This window comes from Brotocaccenecus cirricatena (assembly GCF_020687045.1).
Classification (GTDB): Bacteria; Bacillota; Clostridia; order Oscillospirales; family Oscillospiraceae; genus Vescimonas; species Vescimonas cirricatena.
The window spans coordinates 39,636-55,296 of the sequence record NZ_JAJEPW010000007.1 but is presented as its reverse complement, the minus strand read 5'-3'; the positions used below and the strand labels follow the sequence as shown (position 1 = coordinate 55,296).

At 53.9% G+C, this 15,661-nt stretch carries 17 protein-coding genes; all 17 read right to left on the bottom strand.

Annotated features, from left to right (window positions below; translation table 11 throughout):
• Positions 1 to 9 precede the first annotated feature (9 nt).
• Positions 10 to 6,228 carry an immunity protein Imm33 domain-containing protein gene (locus tag LKD37_RS03970; RefSeq protein ID WP_431833240.1) on the bottom strand — a complete coding sequence of 2,073 codons (6,219 nt, stop codon included), beginning with the start codon at positions 6,226 to 6,228 and terminating at the stop codon, positions 10 to 12.
• Between the two features lie 516 nt (positions 6,229 to 6,744).
• Positions 6,745 to 7,722: a hypothetical protein gene (locus tag LKD37_RS03965; protein WP_302928009.1), complete on the bottom strand. Its 978-nt coding sequence runs from the start codon at positions 7,720 to 7,722 to the stop codon at positions 6,745 to 6,747.
• Between the two features lie 11 nt (positions 7,723 to 7,733).
• Positions 7,734 to 8,144 carry a DUF6966 domain-containing protein gene (locus LKD37_RS03960; protein WP_302928008.1) on the bottom strand — a complete coding sequence of 137 codons (411 nt, stop codon included), beginning with the start codon at positions 8,142 to 8,144 and terminating at the stop codon, positions 7,734 to 7,736.
• Positions 8,145 to 8,150: 6 nt separating this feature from the next.
• On the bottom strand, positions 8,151 to 8,525 hold the full coding sequence (locus LKD37_RS03955) for a hypothetical protein (RefSeq protein ID WP_302928007.1): 375 nt from the start codon (positions 8,523 to 8,525) through the stop codon (positions 8,151 to 8,153).
• A gap of 74 nt (positions 8,526 to 8,599) precedes the next feature.
• On the bottom strand, positions 8,600 to 8,905 hold the full coding sequence (locus tag LKD37_RS03950) for a DUF6881 domain-containing protein (protein ID WP_302928006.1): 306 nt from the start codon (positions 8,903 to 8,905) through the stop codon (positions 8,600 to 8,602).
• 10 nt (positions 8,906 to 8,915) lie between these two features.
• The gene (locus LKD37_RS03945) at positions 8,916 to 9,179 is read right to left on the bottom strand and encodes a S6 modification enzyme RimK (RefSeq protein ID WP_154040602.1); all 264 of its coding nucleotides are present in this window, start codon (positions 9,177 to 9,179) and stop codon (positions 8,916 to 8,918) included.
• Positions 9,176 to 9,631, bottom strand: a complete 456-nt coding sequence (locus LKD37_RS03940) for an immunity 51 family protein (RefSeq protein WP_302928005.1) — start codon at positions 9,629 to 9,631, stop codon at positions 9,176 to 9,178. Before LKD37_RS03940 ends, LKD37_RS03945 begins: the two co-directional genes overlap by 4 nt.
• Before the next feature lie 13 nt (positions 9,632 to 9,644).
• A complete protein-coding gene (locus LKD37_RS03935) occupies positions 9,645 to 10,265 on the bottom strand; it encodes a hypothetical protein (protein ID WP_302928004.1) in 621 nt (206 codons plus the stop codon).
• A gap of 11 nt (positions 10,266 to 10,276) precedes the next feature.
• The gene (locus LKD37_RS03930) at positions 10,277 to 10,762 is read right to left on the bottom strand and encodes an SMI1/KNR4 family protein (protein WP_302928003.1); all 486 of its coding nucleotides are present in this window, start codon (positions 10,760 to 10,762) and stop codon (positions 10,277 to 10,279) included.
• Between the two features lie 10 nt (positions 10,763 to 10,772).
• Complete coding sequence (locus LKD37_RS03925) at positions 10,773 to 11,852, bottom strand: ankyrin repeat domain-containing protein (RefSeq protein ID WP_302928002.1); 1,080 nt, start codon at positions 11,850 to 11,852, stop codon at positions 10,773 to 10,775.
• Positions 11,853 to 11,859: 7 nt separating this feature from the next.
• The gene (locus LKD37_RS03920) at positions 11,860 to 12,204 is read right to left on the bottom strand and encodes a hypothetical protein (RefSeq protein ID WP_021630261.1); all 345 of its coding nucleotides are present in this window, start codon (positions 12,202 to 12,204) and stop codon (positions 11,860 to 11,862) included.
• 37 nt (positions 12,205 to 12,241) lie between these two features.
• A complete protein-coding gene (locus LKD37_RS03915; RefSeq protein WP_302928001.1) occupies positions 12,242 to 13,381 on the bottom strand; it encodes a hypothetical protein in 1,140 nt (379 codons plus the stop codon).
• 112 nt (positions 13,382 to 13,493) lie between these two features.
• Complete coding sequence (locus LKD37_RS03910) at positions 13,494 to 14,222, bottom strand: hypothetical protein (RefSeq protein ID WP_302928000.1); 729 nt, start codon at positions 14,220 to 14,222, stop codon at positions 13,494 to 13,496.
• A 6-nt stretch (positions 14,223 to 14,228) separates the two neighbouring features.
• On the bottom strand, positions 14,229 to 14,816 hold the full coding sequence (locus LKD37_RS03905; RefSeq protein ID WP_302927999.1) for a hypothetical protein: 588 nt from the start codon (positions 14,814 to 14,816) through the stop codon (positions 14,229 to 14,231).
• Entirely contained in the window at positions 14,807 to 15,202 is a 396-nt protein-coding gene (locus LKD37_RS03900; protein ID WP_302927998.1) for a hypothetical protein, read from the bottom strand. Before LKD37_RS03900 ends, LKD37_RS03905 begins: the two co-directional genes overlap by 10 nt.
• A complete protein-coding gene (locus LKD37_RS03895) occupies positions 15,199 to 15,411 on the bottom strand; it encodes a hypothetical protein (protein WP_069432244.1) in 213 nt (70 codons plus the stop codon). The genes LKD37_RS03900 and LKD37_RS03895 overlap by 4 nt, the downstream gene beginning before the upstream one ends.
• Positions 15,412 to 15,424: 13 nt before the next feature.
• Positions 15,425 to 15,658, bottom strand: a complete 234-nt coding sequence (locus LKD37_RS03890; RefSeq protein ID WP_302927997.1) for a cytochrome D ubiquinol oxidase subunit II — start codon at positions 15,656 to 15,658, stop codon at positions 15,425 to 15,427.
• Positions 15,659 to 15,661: the final 3 nt, after the last annotated feature.

Genomic DNA, 15,661 nt, shown 5'->3' with positions numbered 1-15,661 from the left:
CACCTCCCATCAATCCCACCAGAAATACCAGACGGTGGACTGCCACAGGACATCTGCCAAGGAGCCAATGCTTCCATCCTCATTCTGATCCAGATCTGGGCAGAAGCCATATTGCTCCACAGCCACTTCCATAGCTCTTTCCTTGGAGATCGGAGTCGGAAGTTCAAACTCCAATTCATCGTGGCTCATGGCGGCAGGGATGGCACCATGCTGCTCGAACCAGTATTTCGCCACTGCCATCAGGTCCGGCGTGTCGGGGCACTCATTCCAATTTCCAAAGGGCAGATAGGCGAAGATCTCCCAGGGGTTCTTGACCGGAATTTTGGCCAGAATGAGCGGATAGGTCATGTGGCTATCCGAATCCCAATAGCAGGAGAAGCGGTCATTGTCATAGCCGCCCTCCATCTCGCCCAGGACTTCCGCCTCCCAGTCCATGTCATCGTCCTCGGCTTCTTCCTTGCGCTGGCCGGTCAATTCCTCCAGAACCGCCTTTCCGTCCTTGATGGGAGCGGAGAGCATCTTCTTTCGATACTCCTCTACTGTTTTGAGGTCAAATTCGTAGAAGTCCGCATTGTGCTCCGGATCGGCGTTCATCACCAGACACTCCAACAGCGTTTCATCATCCGCCTTGATGAGCACGGGAACAAAGCCCTCCCGTACCCCCAGCCGCTGGGCGTAGCTGTATGCCGACATGATGGGGTCATCATCTGCCATGGATGGGAAATAGGTACACTCGCAGTCCAGATACTCCATGATGGCCTGAGCAACCTCGGAAGGCTCCAGCGTGTCCTCGTCGAAGTCCTGTCCCTGCCAGTTTTCAAACCGTTCCCCGATCACCTCTGCCATAGCCTGATAGTAGTCCTCGTCAAAGGGGATGAACAGGTAGGCTTCATCCTGGAACTCATCAGAGTGATACCGCTCCGGGCCGAAGAAGCGGAGGGCGTTGTCGTCAACATCGGCAGGATAGTAGGGGCTGTCGCCCTCTCCGTAGTAATAGCCTGCAAAGGCACGGCCTTGCTGATTGAATAGCACAGAGAACAGACAGCCGTCCAGCTCATCCCGGATAAACTCCCGCAGATCCACACTGGCAGGATCAGCTTTGACCTGTTTGGCCACTTCGCTGTATTCTTTCAGGAAGTCCTCACCCATCAGGTCGTGCTCCATGCACCAGCGCAGGTAGATGGCCATGTGGTTATAAGCGTTGATGGGGTCAATTGGCAGTTCCTTCTCCTCAATGCTCTCGATATGATAGGAGGCATCGTCCATCTCACCGTCAAAATCATCATTGGAAAGGGTGCCACGGGTGATAGCATCCTGACGATCAGGCTCCACCACAAAGCTGATGCCGTTCATTTTGCCCAGCAGGGCGTCCGCGTCATGGGCCAGCTTATATTCCAATTCATCCCGGTAGAGAGGAATCACCTGATAGAAGTTGACCTCCTCGCCACTCGGCAGGATGCAGACCTCGCTGCCATCTTCGGTATCCTGGGGACCAGTCAGAATGGCGGCGCACAGCTTTGTGTCCTTTGCAAAATCCTCCTCATTGTCCATGGTATGGCCGAAGCCCAGCCAGGTATCGCTGGCAATGGGAAGGCGGGCCAAGGATTTCAGCAGGCGGATGGGCCAGTACCACTTTTCGTCTTTCATGGACTCCTGATCCAGCTTCCAGTCCGCAGGCAGGGCAATGGCCAGCTCCGCCCGCTCCAGCTTATATTCCGCCAGTTCCTCCGGCACATTCATCCGGTGAGCGCCCATGCCCATGGTGACCAGGGTGCAGTAGTCCCGCTCCTCAGAGGGCGGCACCACGCAGATGTCCACATGGATGTCGGGAGAAACCAGCTCATGGAACACATTCTCGAACTTGCCGAAATACTGCTCAATGTGCCCCTCGACGGCTTCCATCTCCTCCTCGGTGTAGACTTCGGGATTACTGAATTCTTCCTCATCCTGCGTGTCATCATTGTCTGAGTGGTCGCAGCTGTCATCCTCCGGATCTCCCTTTATAGGCTCGTAACCGATCTTCAGGGTCATCTGTTCCTCCGGCAGGGAGACGCCGGGGCTGCGGGTGATGGTGTGCTTATCGTCCGCAGAAAAACCGATGGTCTCGCCGTCTTGCAGTGTCACATCACACGCCAGCACATAGGAGGCAAGGCTGGCCAAAAAGTCCCGCAGTTCCTCCGGCTCAGCGTCGGTGTTCAACACCTCCATTTCCTCCTTGCCAAACACATCCATGCCGTAGGTGTAGCCGTTTAGGCCCCCCTCGCTCCGGTACAGGCCGAACCAAACCCAGTTGAAGATGGGCAGCTCGTCCTCTTTGAGCATATCGGCAAGGCCCTCATAGAAACGAGGCTCAAATACCACGCCGCTGGTGTAGACACCGGTGGCGTATTTCTGCTTGCAGCACACTGCCATCGCCTTGGTGAACAGCTTGCCCCGTTCCAGCAGTTTTTCCTCCTCGCCCAATACAGCCACCATGATATGGGCCTTGTGCGCTTTGGCCACCTCTACGGCCTCTGGCCACATATAGTTGTTTTCGGCGTTGATCTCCGCTTCATTGTCCGGGATGTGACCGTGGAAGAGTGTCACGATCAGCATCATGCCGCCGACCCGCATTACCACAGCGTCATCGCTGTTCTCATCATCTTCGTCGCCCTCATCCGGCTCCTCATCTACGATGCCCCATTCTTCCCGTAGATTCCGGATCAACTGCTCCTTGTCCCATTCCGCTTTGGAGAGGAGCACAGACCCGGCAAAGGAGCCCTTACGGTCGGTTTCCTCCTCGTCGGCGTCATCCTCAAGACCCTCTGCATCTTCATCCGGATCATAGAGGGATTCATGCTCCAGTCCGCGGATAAATTCCTCAAAGCTATCTGCCAGATGGGTAATTTTATAGTCATTTTCCTGATCCACATGGACTACCGCAGGCTCTCCCTGGGGACCGCAAGCCCGGTAGTCCAGGAAAATCATATCGTGTCCGGCGCTTGGACAGTCGCAGATGGCCACACCGATGGCAGGATACTCCCACTCATCGATCATAAACTGGCTGCCCAGCTCTCCACAGAGGGAGCAGCTCTTTTCCCGTCCGATTCCGAAAATGCCGGTGATGGCCACATGATCATCTGACCAACAGGTAGGCTCATCGCAGGGATAGCAGGTGTTCACCGGAATGCCGCCGTTGTGCTGCTTCATCAGCCAAATGTAGGCGGCGGGCAGCTTGTAGCCCAGTTCCTCCTCCACGCTGGCAATCAGCTCATCGGAAGGCGGATCACTGACATATTCTTTCAGTGCATACCAATTATCATCCCAGAAGTTGGTGAGGTCGAAGCCCTCAAATGGGGTATCACCGGGCACGAATTTGGCCTTCTTCTTCCGGCTGCGCTGGCGTTTCCGGATCTCCGCCTTACACTCCCGAATTACCGCCGGAGCATTTTCATCCTCCGGGTCCAACTCTGCCCACCGCTGGGCGTAGGGAATGGCCTTTTCCTCCTGGCCGTAGAGATACTGATAGCCATAGGCCATCCGCATATTCCACTCCGCCTTGTCCTGGCCTTCCTCCCGGACGGACTCCAGCACCTCAATGGCCCTCAGAAGGACTTTGTCTCCCTTGGATTTCAAAGTACCTTCGTCATGGTCCCCGATGATGGCGTAGTTCTCCAGTGCACGGGCCAGGGCGTAGGCGGTGCGGTAGTTCCTCCAGTTCTCCGGGATGGCATTCAGTGCCTGGATACAGCGGGTGTACTCGTCTTCGTCGTTCCACTGCTCCAGCTGAGCGAAGAATGCTTCGGCGTTCTGTTGGGTGTAAGGAATATAGTCCATGCCCGTCAGCGTTTCGTCCAACTCGTCATCCTGATTCTCAGTTTCTGTCCCATCATCTTGTTGCTTTAGGGATACAGAACCGGCTTCACGGCGGAAGGTGTGGAAGATGGCCCATGGGATGTCCGTGCCTTCAAAGAACTCTTTCGCCATGTTCAGCGCCTCTTGGATGTCCCAGGCGATGAAGTCCACATAGCCACAGTAGAGGCCGGTAGCCCCGCCGGTGAGAGTGAGCACTTCCGAACCATCCCCGCCGGTGAGCACTTCCTCCAGTTTGTCCCGGAAGTCGAAAATTTTCTGACTGCCTTCCTCCTCCCGCAGGGTATCCAGGGGATAGCAGAAGAAGCCCGCCACCGCGCCGTCGGCATGGAGATCGTCCATAAAATCATTGTCGGCATTCAGATAGCCGTTGATGAGCGGCACACAGCAGGTGGAACCGGCCATTACATCCAGCCGCCAATCGGCGTCCGGGTCCTGTTTGGGTTCCATTTTGTAACCAAGGTAGCTCTCCAGATAGGCTTCCGGGTCGGTGGAGAGCTCCAGGCCCTGCTCCCGCAGTTTGTCGGGCAGCTGGGACAGGAGGAAGGACGGCTCTGCCTTGGGTTCCTCCAGCACATCAAAGCTGTCTATGTATCTCATGTGGGGGATCTCACCCAGCACCTGATCGGTGAGGGTGGTGAGCATCCACCAGGCCCGGCCTTCTTCCTCCCGGAGCATAGGCAGCAGCTTTTCGTAGTAAGCGGAGATGGCGAAGCTGTTTTCACCCTGCTCCTCCAGCCAGATCTGCACATCCTCCCCGGAGATATCCCAGCCGTCCTCGGTGCGCAGGCCGATGTTCTGGAGGGGCTGACGGCCCACCAGGATGTTCCAGTGCTCCAGCACCTCCTTGGGGGCGTGCTTCTGGAAGTAGACCAGCTCAAACAGCTTGACCTTGTCGCCCTCCGGGGTGAGGATCAGCTCATGCTTTTTGCCGTTGAAGCCCATCTCGAAAGAGATCTCATCAAAGACCAGATTCAGGGTTTCCTGCATTTGGGCCACGAGTTCGGCACCGCGGGTGTGATCTTTGTCCTCATCCATCATCTGGCGCAATTCTGCTTCCATTTCCGCAAAGGTTTCCCACCAGTCCTCTGTCCTTTCCCGGAAGCACTCCGAGAACTGCGGCAGAGAAATGCCTTTCTTGCACCAGTCGATCAAATCCTCAATGTCTTGTTGGGTGTTGAGTTTTGGATCATCACCGGGATGCAGTTCCAGGGCTTTTTCAAAATATCGCAGGGCGCGGCCCTTCTGATCCAGATAATAATAGGCATACCCCATGCGGAAATTCCAGGAATGAGTATCTCCCAGTTCCTCCTCGTGGGACTGCATCAGTTCCAGCGCCCGGTGAAGCAGCTTCTTTCCCTCCGGCTCGCTGGGGTCCGCCAGATTGTTGTAGGCTCGCGCCAGCTCCATATCCATTTCCGGGGTACGCTCCTCGGCAGAGATTGCCTCCAGTGCGTCAACGATTTTCTGGTGTTTGTCCTCCTCATGCCACTTCTGGCACTGCTTCAAAATATCCATATCCGGGTCCTCCTCGTCCTCATCTGGTTTCCAGTCTTTGATCTGCTGGAACACACCGTTCTCATCCCGCTCAAAGGCGCAGGGGGCGGGTGTGTTCAGCAGCGGGATAATGTCGGGATCGTCGTTGCAAATTGTGTTCAGCTTGTAAATCCCGGCGTTGTTGGGGTCGTCCATGTACGCCTCGCTCTCGTCACCAGCGGTGAAGCGCCAGCCACTGTCCCAGCCGCCGTCCGGCTTCTCCCTGTAGCAGTAGCCAACCTTGCAGCCCTCCACTGTGATGCGGTTGGTGGCGATACAGCCATCGGCACCCTCCCAGTCGGGGAGCAGATCTTTTACATCTTCCGCCTTTACATGGTAGTTCCGGTTGCGGCCAGAGGCTTCGTACAGCTCCTTCCGCAGCATCTCCACCTGAGAAGCCATATCCGTGATTTCATCCTCGCCCATCATCTCGCTGATGTCGTATTCCAGCGGGGCATGGACAAAGTCCGCCAGGGCCTTGTCCATGGCCTCGTGCTCCTCCGGCGTAGCAGTGATGCGGATACGGCGGGCGGGGGTGTTGTACTCGTCCAGATCCTGGAGGTTCACACTGCCACTGACGCTGCACTCCAGCAGGATGGCGGCCAGATCAGTGACCACATCAATGGCGAAGTGGAAGTCCATCTCCACGCCATCGGAGTGTGTAAACTCCAGATACTCCACGGTCTGGCGGAAGTCCCAGTTCTGCTTGTCCAGCCCAATCTTGGCAAATATCTCGCTGAGGGGGATCTCCTCTTTCTTCTGGTCCTCTAAAAATGCCACAAGGTTCAGACTGTCATCGGAACCGCCAATAAAGTTGCCCCAGTATTTTTTGATATACATTTGTCGTGCCTCCTGTTCTGAATCCAGTCGATCAATGAGCTGATTCAAGTGTTCCAACCACGCAGGAGCGATCTCACCGCTGTCCTCGTTCTTCCAAAGATCCACAATCTCACGGATGCCGTCCTCGTCCGGCACCTCGTTTTTGATGTCGGTGAGCTGCCGCAGCAGGAAAGCAAGGGCTTCTTTGGATGCTGTGAAACCGGTGACTTTATCCCATATAGCTTCTTCATGATCGTAGTCCAGTTTGCTGTTATCCTTCCATTGGAAATACAGCTCCGCCAGAGCCATCGCAGTATTGTCAAAGAGGAAGTCGATTTGTGAGAAGTCAGCTCCCAGCATGACTTCCTCTTTCATCAGTTCGATCATCTCGCCCAGATCCATTACCGGATGCTCCGGTACATATTCATTTTTGAGGATGTCCAGTACATCCAACCCTTCGTCACGCTCTAATGCTTTTATGCCCCATGCTCCCATGTCGGCACCTCTCTTTCTTTATTTCGTATCAAGCTTCTATTGTCAATCATGGTTCTCCACCCGGATAATGGGCCGGTAGAAGTCATAATCTCCGTTTAGTTCCTTGTCCTCCTGCACTTCCGGCTTACAGTGGGGCGAACAGGGTAGGAAACCGAGAAATGGGCCCAGCCCGCCGCAGATATTGCACCCGCCGTCACCGCCGCAGGTGGTAAGTCTATCAGCCTGCACCACTTCCCGCATATAGGGGTCGTAGGCGATGGACAGGCCGAAGAAGTTGGGTTCCTCCATATCATAGGGCCGGTTCTCATCCTCATCCATGTCCTCAAACCAGCGTAGACGCATGGAGTAGTCTAACCCATCTCCCCATGGGAACAGGGTCCGACATCCGCCGCCGCACAGGTAGGCCCACTCGTCCGCCGTGGGCAGCGAAAGCCCCTGCTTTTCCAGCCCGGTAAGAAGTTCATCGTAGTCTGTGCGGTTATAGATCCAGGTCTGAAATCCATCTTCCGTCCGCTCAATACGGGCCGACTGGTGCAAGGTAAGACTGCTGCTGTCACTCCAGGCAAAATCACGAAATTCCTTCAGCCAGTCAGGGTGGGCGGTCAGCCTGGGATCGTCCATCTTGACTGGCTCCCAGCAGAGTTCCTCCAGCTCCCGGCCCACCAGCATGGGGCCAATGGCCGCCTGCCGAACAGGAGCCATGCTTTCCCGAATCATCTCCTCCGGGTTCTGCGGTTCCATTTCCCATTCCCGGAACAGATACTCCAATTCCTCCCGGCTCTCCTGATTCAATCCCACGGCAAACTGCTCCCAGCCCAGGGTGACGGTATCGCCGGGGACAAAGACGAACTCCCGACCATCTTTCTTGAAGATGCCGGTGGTGCAGCTCTGGCCCCAGCGGTCAAAAGTATGTAGACCGAGAAAGGTCATATCATAACGGGCAGCCAGGCTCTCCATCAGCACCTGCTTCTCGATGTTTTCCATTTGATTGAATTGGGTGCGGAATAGTCTTTTGTTCATAACAAGTCCTCCTACAGCCTATCCAGGTTTTCCTGTAAATCGCCCTGCATCAAGTGCTGGGCAATGGCTTGGTTCAGTGCCTTATGGGGGTGATAGGCTGCCTGCTCTACATCGTGCAGGCACTCCTCCATCAATGCCTCCGGAGAAATGCCTTCCCGTTTGCCATAAAGATGGCCGAAGGCATAGCACACGGACTTGAGAAAGTCGAAAATATAGTCGTGATTTCCACGCATACTGGGCAGGTCGTTGAACGAGCCCATACCTCCGTATGCCCGAAGATGGTGGGCAACCTCCCGCCGCTGGTTCCAGTCCTGAATGTCCCGCTCCAGCCAGTCGATCCAGTTCTTGAATTCCGGATGGTCTGCCTGAAGGATTGAGCGCAGACAGATCAGAGCCTCGGTATAAACATCTGTCTGTTTCATAGGTTATCATCCCTTTATTTCAAATGCTATCCCATGTTTTGGATTGTGCAGGTTTAGAAAACCGAAGGGCTCCAGAGCGCGCAGGACCATCTCAATGTCCTTCAGAAGTGTGTCCTTCTGAATGGGCAGACGGCAGATGATATAGATAATCCCGTCTTTTCCCGCTGGACAGATATCCCCGGTTTTCTCCGTACTGTTGACAAGCCGAAGTAGGTACACATCATAGTTCGATTGTAAGTAAAAGTCGAATTCCCGATTGATTGGTATCACATCAGGAATCATGTGGACTGGGGCAGCCAGACAGCCGTAAACACGGAAACTGCCGCTGTCAAAATGCACCCTGCAGCGGCGTTTTCGCTTGATTCGCTCGATCCATTCCATCCTCTGTTGCGCCCCCATTCATCTCGTGAAGTTGAGTGTCTTTGAAGAACTCGTTTGTTTTGGTATGTTTGCCATTACCGGCCACTTGTTTTTCCATCATGGGTACGGCTCTCCCCGATGGCCTCAAATTCTGCTTTCTCTATTACACAGGCGTGGAATTCCCCGCCCCAGACATGAGCGTTCAATTCCTCCACCGTGGGGATCGGCGTGATTTCGATGACACCGTCGTAAAGGTCAGGGATGTTACGGGTGCGGCAATCTGCAAAGATGTCGATGGAGCGGAGGGCCAGCCGCTCATTTTCGGTATCCACTTCATAGAGGATGACCGCTGGTTCACCCTCCGGAGCACCCTCCCAAAAGAGCTTGATGTACTCGATCATTCCGTTTCCCTCATTTGAACCAATGCCACCCCGTCATGGTGCCGGTTACCTCATCTATCTGTACCGCAATATCATAATTGCCGCGACAGCCCAGCAAGGCCGCAAGATGATCATTTTCCATAATCAAATCATAAAACTCAACCGCTATATCTTGGAATTCCCCTGGGATCTCCAGCACAGAAAAGGAATCCACTGACTGAGCATTTTGGAAAAATTCAATGGCCGTCTTACTGCATTTTACTATAATCCCTGTTTGAGTGGTCAACTCTTTCATGCTTTCGCTGCCTCGCTCATGTTCAGATACATCCCCATCGTTTTTTCATCGGCACAGGCTACTCGGATCATTTTGGCCAGCATCATCAAATCGTCGATGTATTGGGAATAGACGCAGAACACATCCTCGTCGGAGTCAAAGTGAAACAGATCCTCACCACTATTGTTTTCCTCAAACTCCCGTATCACGCCCCGAACCAGCCGTTCCCAGTCTCCGCTGCTGCCGGTCAGTCCCAGCCGGCAGAATTCTTCTGTCCGGAACCCGTCACTGATCTTCAGCAGAAGGGAGATGGCATAGGGGTGGTGGGGAATGAGAAAGAATGGCGCGATCTGCTCCAGCACAGTCAGGTGAGCGGGAAAATCCGTTCCCCGGCCATAGGCGGTGGTAAGCCGGTGCCACGGGACATCCGTGACCTTGAGATGGGTGATGTAGGTTCTGTTCTTCTCTGTCATGTTGCTGCCCTCCTTATCCCGCTGTATGGCTGAGGTACTCCTTCTCCAGAGCGGTGTACCACCGTTTGAGCATGGTTTCCAGACTGCTTTTCCCGCCTCGGTCTGTAAAAACAAGGAACTTTTGCATCAGTCTGGGGAATAGATATTTGCCCGCTGTTGTCAGATCCTGATTGAGATAGACCATCCGTAGGATACGGCCCTGCCGGTCCAGAGGGTTCTTTTTCAACAGCTCCTTTTCAAAGCAGAAGCGCAAGAATACCACATTCTCGTCGTAGAAGTCCTCCACCACTGCTGCTCCAATGCTGGTGTAGGTGATGTCGTACACCAAACGGCTCCAGTCAAATTTTTCGGCATAGAGCAGTTTCAGCGCCTTTGCCCAGTGTTCCTCCGGGATCACCAGCATCCTGTGCTGGGCGGTGCTGGAGTATCCGCGATAGACGGGTTCCGGCTGCCCCAGCAGCTCGCTCACACTGTCGGCATAGACGAAGCACAGCTCCTCATCGAACAGGCCGCCGATAAAGTTGCCGTTGCAGTACAGCATGAAGTTTTTGGACTTGGCGGGAGAAAAAGAGAGGTTATATTCCTGCGAGTCCAGACTTTTATGTACCTTGTTCAGAAAGTCTATTGATGTCATGGCTGTGCTCCTTATTCCAAATCCAACTCGCCATTGCAAAGCATTTGCAGAAAATCCCGAAAAGAAGGGGCAACCTCTGTTGTTTCTTCAAACTCCGGTTCTTCTCCGGTGACAATGGTTCCATCTTTCAGGCAGAGTGCATAGTAGGAATATCCATCTTTCAGTGACAAGCAGATAGGCAGATGTTCGTTCCAGAAAGATTTGATTTCCGCTGTCCAGATGTTGTCTCCTTCGGCGGCATCCAAACTCATTTTTTCAAACTCGTTCCAGGCAAATCCGTCTTCTCCCTGTGGGGCAAAGTCATCCGGACAAAGCATCCACACGGTTTCTGCACTGTTGACACAGGCTTTCATGTTTCGGAGGAAATAGATATAATCCGTTGGAAGTGAATCATAACGCTGAGCAATCTCTGTTGGAATTTGAGTGTTTTCCTGCATTTCGACTTTCCAACCCTGTTCTGTCAGAGATTTGGTCAGACTTTCAAGTAATGCATCCATCGACTTCTCCTCATTCCTCAAACTCACCCTCGATCATCCCGTTCAGATACCGGCCGGGATCTGCGATGAAGTCATCCCATTTGGCCAGAGGGTGGAATTCCTCATGCTCGATATCCAGATACCACAGCTTTTTGTCCCTGGGGCTCCACAGCAGCAGATAGTCGCTGTAGTTATCCATCTGCACCATCAGAGAGAGCAGCTTCTTCCGTTTCCAGGTCATCTCCTGCACATCCATGAAGGAGTAGAGCTCCGCCCACTTCACCCATTCCTGATCCGGGAACTCCAGCCGCAGGGGGCCGGTCTTCAAGTATTCCACCAGCTTGGCGGGCAGCTTGTAGGGCATGAGCTGCCGGATCTTTTCCTGCTCGTTGTGCCATTCCTCTGGCTCCAGGGCCTTCAGGTAGTTGGCCATCTCTTGATTCTTGTTTTGAACTGCCACACTGTAGGGACGGTCACCGTATTTGTCAACAAGGGTGATATCCGCTCCCTGTTCCACCAGCCAGCGCACCATGGAGAAATTGTTGGAGCGGGCGGCCTCGGTGACAGGGGTGGAGGCGTAAGGGAACACCATGTCCGGCTTGTGGTAATTGATATCCGCCCCTTTTTCCAGCAGCAGTTTGGCAAGCTCGGCCTGTCCATCGGACACCGCCGCCCGGAATGCCTCGCCGCCAAACTTGTCCACTGTAATCCCGGCTTGCTCCAGCACCTGGATATTCTCCGCTCGCTGACCCCAGCGCACTTCCTGGAAGGCCCGCTCTTTTTGCTTCGGGCTGAGTTTTGCGGCCTGTCCAGCAAAGAGCGCCACCACCTCCGGCCCGCAGCAGCGGGCGGCAGTGAGCAGCAGGGGCTGTTCCTCTGCCAGGTCGGGATTTGCCCCATGCTCCAGCAGAAAGTGGATCATGGGTACATCATTCCGAAAAACCGCAATCTCCAATGGCATCAGCTTGATGTATTCGCTGAGCTGGATGGGAACATCTAAATCCAGACCGCCTTGAAGCAGCGCCTCCAGCTTGGGAGTGTCATGGTCACAGATGGCGGCAGCCGTTTCCGGGATTGTCTCCCAGCGGCCAATATATGCAATTTGGTACATAAGGCACCTACTTTCGTTGTTGTTTCACTTGATAGGGAACGGTCCGGCCCAGCACCCGGCCTTTGCCAACGACTTTTGCTCCCTCATAGATCAAAAATTCCGCATTGTTTTCCAGCGGGGCGTAGTCAATGGTATCTGGATAGAGGGGCTGAGCATTCCCCAAAGCCGTTTCATCAAATGCACAACGCTCCGTTCCATCCAGGAAGCACACACCCAGATATTCAGTGGTTCCTGTGACAACAAAATGGGGACTATACTTTCCACTGACCAAGCTGGGGGGAGACTTTCTCTTGCCGCCCCAGAAGATGACCTCCACATGGAGCACCGCCCGGTTTTCATCTGTTCCAATCATGCTGTATCACTCCTTCGGCCAGTCCCTCTATTCTCGCTTAATCCCCAAACCGCTCAGTGGCGTCTTTGTAAACTGTAATGCTTTCTTCCACCTTCACTTTTTCACTGCGAATACGGAAGTAGTCCCGCAGAATGCGCTTCAGTTCCGGGTTTTCCACCTTGCGGGGCAGCAGGCTGATGAACATTTCGTCGTAGCTTCCATACAGCACACCGCCCCGGTTGTAGGTCTGCCATGTCACCGTAGGCTTGCGGCCCTCCGGGTCCTTGGCCAGATCAAAGAGCCACCGCTCATCCAGCTCCACATACCGTTCAAACATGAACCTTGTGTCATAGGTCCCATAGCTATAATCCCCCCAGAAAATCAGAGCGATCATTCCATCCGGGCCCAGGCGTTCATAGATCCAGCCTTCCGGATAACAGCGGTAATGGAGCATTCCCAACGCATGGAACAAATAGCCTTTTTGCGGCGTATCCAGAAGGGGCGAATAGGTCTCGTACACCTGCTCCTTGGGCTGGGTGATGATCGCCTTCATAAAGACCGGCATCAGCCAGCTGCCGCCGTAGCGTTCATTCAGCTCATCAGCCAATGCTTGCAGCCGCTCATCCGGGTTGCGGATCAAGGAGGCGGTCAGCACCACAGCGGGAATTTTCTCTTTTTCCTTGGGTGTGGCATCCCAAATGCGAAGCCCGTCCGTGATCCACCAGGAGGTACAATCATCACGAGAATAAGCAGGTGCGCGTTTCAGCTGGGCGATCCGCTGGATGTTTTCCGCCAGAAAGCGGTAGACCTCCAGCATTTTGGGCGAGGCTTTCCCCAGCATCAAATGGAAACAAAAGTTCAGTTGTTCGATTTCCAGTGGCTTTGTGTCCCCCTCGTCCAGCAGCTGAGAGAGAGTCTTTAAGATGACCGGGGCGATCTGCTCCGATACACAGTCGGAACAGGCATCCGACATGATATTGCTGCCCATCCATTTGCCCTTGACCAGCTTGGCCCACAGCGGGGCAGCAGGGGCATACTCCAGATGCGCCAAGGCCTTCTGAGCAGCCGTTTTGCACTTGCCCTTTTCTGTATTCACAAGCTGGAGAAGCAGTTCGCCGTTTGCTTCATCCTTGCCCAGCTCCAAAATGGCCTGTTCTCGCTTTACGCCCTTGGGAGGCAGTTGTTCCAAAGTCATCATTCATTTTCTCCTATCCCACAAAGGTGGTTTCCTTGATGGCCAGATTGTCGTAATCCATGGCGATCAGTTTCCCGGCGGCCTCCGGCTCAGCGGATGGAGCGGCCGCATATACTTACTGCTTTTCCTGGCAAAACTCTTTCACATAATCGTATATGCTCTTTATCCCGCCATCAGTTACTGTATTAAACAGGCCATAAGGTTCGTTTTCCAGCTCCTTTTCTGCAAGGAGCATTGCCTGGCGGAAATTCCCTTCCGCGATTTCACACAGTACGACATTCAGTCGTGCGGTCGGCGCAGTATCATGGAGAATCTCTGCTTTGAAGTCGGAGACTGTGCTGCATTGGCTATGATGGTCTTGAATGGACTTGTTAAACCGACAAAACGCCTCGTTCATGACCAAGGTTGCTGCGTCCACCGTGGGGACAGGTAGTTCCATTTCCTTGATGATATGAGCGGAAGGGGAATGTGCCGCTGTGATATGGAAACTAAATGGTTTCTTCCGGGCTACCTCACCCATTTCATATACATCCCAAAAGACATTGTCAATGACGCATGGCTTTGTGGAAACGACTGCTCTTATGGCAGTACCACGCCGGACAGGGGGCGCAGATAGAAACACTTCATATAAGAAATCACCCAGGACCTTATAGGCGCAGTCTGAAACCACTTTGAAGCCATGCTCTCCGGCAACTACTTTTAGGTTTTTGGAAATCATCGCGCTTAATTCCTTGACTGCCTTCTGCTCCTGCCGTGTCATGCTATTTCCACCTTGCCCAGCTCCAAAATGGCCTGTTCTCGCTTTACGCCCTTGGGAGGCAGTTGTTCCAAAGTCATCATTCATTTTCTCCTATCCCACAATGGTGGTCTCTTTGACGGCCAGATTGTCGTAATTCATGGCGATCAGCTTCTCGGCGGCTTCTGGGGTACACATGAACCAGGTGCTCACGCCCCAGGCATCCATCCCTGTGACGGTGAAGAAGTCGGTTTCGGCGGGAGAGGGATTTCTGGCGTCAAGATAGCGGTCGGAATAGAGGTAGACCAGATCCACCTCCCGGTCCGGCAGCCACTTGGCCCGGCGCGCACGCGGTTTACCATTTTTCAGAGTCTTTTCTCTGGGGTTCTCAAACCACGCCAGTTCCTTGAGCTTCAGACCGGTGAAGGTATCCATGAGCCGCTGGGCAATCTCCCGATGGGTAAATACTCCACAGTCCCAGGAGCCCATCAGCCATGTCTGTATAAAGTCGCCCACCTTGCTGCCAGGAGCAGGCGGCCCGTAAACGCTCTCGTCCGCCCACATGACCTCCATCTTTTCACATTGATCTGGCCGGGGACAGGACTTCTTGTTGCCGTATCGGTACATGATATTCACATAACCGAAGTCCTTGCCGGTTCGGTCATGACCGACGGCTTCCACTTTATAGGCAGTTATGGACATTGCAGTTCCACCTCCTGAGCCAGTACAAATCCGCACAGCCCAAGGGAAGAGTCGATGACAAATACCCGGATGTGCTCCCGTTCCATGCGCTTCCGCAGTTCCTCGATGCTGCAGCAGGCGGGAAAGCCGTAAGAGATGGTCCCGTCCAGCAGGTCTTTGTACTGCTGGAAAAACCCGTCCACGGTGATCTCGTCCATGCCGAAGAGGATGTTGTCCTGGATCACATTTTCAAACCAGTGGGCCAGCAGGCCGGTGAAGTGAACGGATATTTTCTCTCCGGACTCGGTCTGGGTATCCATGTGCAGAGTATGGGCTTCAAAGTCAGCGCAGTAGCACAGGACTCTGTTGTCGTGCAGACCATCAAAAGAGCAAATCAGCGTACTCATAGGGATTCCTCCTCGTCCATGAGCTGCTCCTGCACCTCTTTGGGCAGGTCATTCCACAAAATATCGTATGTAAAATCCCGAATCTCCGGGTAACACTCCCGTGCGGTCTTTTCCGCAATATCTCTATTCAGGTAGTGCATCTCTTGGTGGAAAAACCAGTTGAGTTTTTCCATCAGCCGATAGAGTCGAATCTGTTCTTCTTGGGTCATGGGATTGCTCCTTCTATTTCAATTTCAGTACAAATCCCCAGATACTCACCACAATCAGGAGGACACCCAGCAGGAAGAACACTACACGCCGGTATCCTCTGCTGTGTCGATGGGCATCCCGCGTACCAGTGGGGTCGCAGAGCCAGTTCCACTTGCGGATCGCTCCAATTAAAATCACGGCCCCGATGAGCACCGAGGCAATGTACCAATGCTCTTGCAAAAATGCTGTGATCTGTTCGCTGTTCATTCT

Coding starts and splice junctions, on each gene's coding strand:
- LKD37_RS03950 (WP_302928006.1), bottom strand. CDS start 8,905: ATGATCGAGTACATCAAGCTCTTTTGGGAGGGTGCTCCGGAGGGTGAA.
- LKD37_RS03915 (WP_302928001.1), bottom strand. CDS start 13,381: ATGATGACTTTGGAACAACTGCCTCCCAAGGGCGTAAAGCGAGAACAG.
- LKD37_RS03945 (WP_154040602.1), bottom strand. CDS start 9,179: ATGAAAGAGTTGACCACTCAAACAGGGATTATAGTAAAATGCAGTAAG.
- LKD37_RS03920 (WP_021630261.1), bottom strand. CDS start 12,204: ATGATTGGAACAGATGAAAACCGGGCGGTGCTCCATGTGGAGGTCATC.
- LKD37_RS03960 (WP_302928008.1), bottom strand. CDS start 8,144: ATGAAACAGACAGATGTTTATACCGAGGCTCTGATCTGTCTGCGCTCA.
- LKD37_RS03935 (WP_302928004.1), bottom strand. CDS start 10,265: ATGACATCAATAGACTTTCTGAACAAGGTACATAAAAGTCTGGACTCG.
- LKD37_RS03890 (WP_302927997.1), bottom strand. CDS start 15,658: ATGAACAGCGAACAGATCACAGCATTTTTGCAAGAGCATTGGTACATT.
- LKD37_RS03940 (WP_302928005.1), bottom strand. CDS start 9,631: ATGACAGAGAAGAACAGAACCTACATCACCCATCTCAAGGTCACGGAT.
- LKD37_RS03930 (WP_302928003.1), bottom strand. CDS start 10,762: ATGGATGCATTACTTGAAAGTCTGACCAAATCTCTGACAGAACAGGGT.
- LKD37_RS03900 (WP_302927998.1), bottom strand. CDS start 15,202: ATGAGTACGCTGATTTGCTCTTTTGATGGTCTGCACGACAACAGAGTC.
- LKD37_RS03905 (WP_302927999.1), bottom strand. CDS start 14,816: ATGTCCATAACTGCCTATAAAGTGGAAGCCGTCGGTCATGACCGAACC.
- LKD37_RS03895 (WP_069432244.1), bottom strand. CDS start 15,411: ATGACCCAAGAAGAACAGATTCGACTCTATCGGCTGATGGAAAAACTC.
- LKD37_RS03910 (WP_302928000.1), bottom strand. CDS start 14,222: ATGAATGATGACTTTGGAACAACTGCCTCCCAAGGGCGTAAAGCGAGA.
- LKD37_RS03970 (WP_431833240.1), bottom strand. CDS start 6,228: ATGTATATCAAAAAATACTGGGGCAACTTTATTGGCGGTTCCGATGAC.
- LKD37_RS03965 (WP_302928009.1), bottom strand. CDS start 7,722: ATGAACAAAAGACTATTCCGCACCCAATTCAATCAAATGGAAAACATC.
- LKD37_RS03955 (WP_302928007.1), bottom strand. CDS start 8,525: ATGGAATGGATCGAGCGAATCAAGCGAAAACGCCGCTGCAGGGTGCAT.
- LKD37_RS03925 (WP_302928002.1), bottom strand. CDS start 11,852: ATGTACCAAATTGCATATATTGGCCGCTGGGAGACAATCCCGGAAACG.